The following is a 1,193-nucleotide window of genomic DNA, read 5'->3' as shown; positions in this document are numbered from 1 at the left end:
CTAGTGCCTCGTCGCAGAACGTTGGCGTCGTAGCCGGGTCGGCCTGGTGGGCTGAGAAGCTGTCGCCGGAGGTGGGCGATGGCACGGCAACCTGAGGTGTTCGTCCGAGAGCTGGATCCGGCCGAGGCACAGCGACTGGTGAAGATCACCCGCACCGCGCGGGACCGCGTTCGGCTGCGGCGGGCGGGGATCGTGCTGGCCTCGGTCCAGGGCCGCAGCGCGGTCGAGGCGGCGGCGATGTTCGCCGCGACCGCGCAGTACGCACGGGAGGTGATCCACGCGTTCAACCAGCAGGGGTTCGCGGCGCTGGACCCAAAATGGAGCGGGGGCCGACCCCTTAAGTTCGGCCCCCACGTCCGCGAACTCGTCTGCCGGGCCGCCCGGACCCCGCCCCAGCAGGCCGGGCTGCCGTTCACCACGTGGAGCCTGACCAAGCTGGTCGCCCACCTCGCCCTCGCGCACCGGGTCGTGATCAGTACCGACACCGTGCACCGGATCCTGCGCGCCGCCGGGGTCCGCTGGCAGGCCACCAAGACCTGGAAGGCCAGCCGAGACCCGCAGTTCCGGGTCAAGATGGACCGGATCCTCGATCTCTACGACCGCTCCGCCGCAGGCACCATCCCCGACGGTGGCCGGGTGATCTGCGTGGACGAGTTCGGTCCGCTGAACCTGCAACCCCGACCTGGACGCGGCTGGTTCCCCAGCCGGCGCCCGGCCCGGCTGCGGGCAACCTACAACCGCTACGGCGGTGTCCGGCACATGATCGCCGGGCTCGATCTGGCCTCTGGTCAGCTGTTCTACCGGCTCCGGGATCGTAAGCGCAGCAGCGAGTTCCTCGCGTTCCTGCGCCAGCTGCGGCTCCGTTTCCCGACCGGGCGGCTGCACGTGGTGTGTGACAACTTCTCCCCGCACCGCAAGGCCACCGTCGCCGACTGGTGCGCCACCCACGACGTCGAGCTGGTGTTCACCCCGACCTACGCCTCCTGGCTGAACTGGATCGAATCCGAGTTCACCGCACTGCGCTACTTCACCCTCGACGGCAGCGACTACCCCTCCCACGCCGCCCAGGAAGCCGCGATCGCCGGCTACATCCGCTGGGCCAACCGCCACGCCACCCCGAAACGGCGCTTCGCACCCGAGTCCAAGATCCGCAGACCCGATTACCTACCGAACGTTGCCTGACAAGGCACTAG

Annotated in this window: 1 protein-coding gene; it reads left to right on the top strand. The window is 69.5% G+C overall.

Going from position 1 to position 1,193, the window contains the following annotated elements; translation table 11 throughout:
- The first annotated feature begins 78 nt into the window (after positions 1–78).
- Complete coding sequence (locus tag AB0J24_RS28765; RefSeq protein ID WP_358687017.1) at positions 79–1,182, top strand: IS630 family transposase; 1,104 nt, start codon at positions 79–81, stop codon at positions 1,180–1,182.
- Positions 1,183–1,193 lie beyond the last annotated feature (11 nt).

It is taken from the genome of Pseudonocardia sp. NPDC049635 (assembly GCF_040659795.1).
Classification (GTDB): Bacteria; Actinomycetota; Actinomycetes; order Mycobacteriales; family Pseudonocardiaceae; genus Pseudonocardia.
Note: the sequence above shows the minus strand (reverse complement) of the source record. Positions and strands in the feature narration are given on the sequence as shown.

What these genes read in the sequence shown, in the direction of transcription:
- AB0J24_RS28765 (WP_358687017.1), top strand. Translation starts at nt 79, where the DNA reads ATGGCACGGCAACCTGAGGTGTTCGTCCGAGAGCTGGATCCGGCCGAG.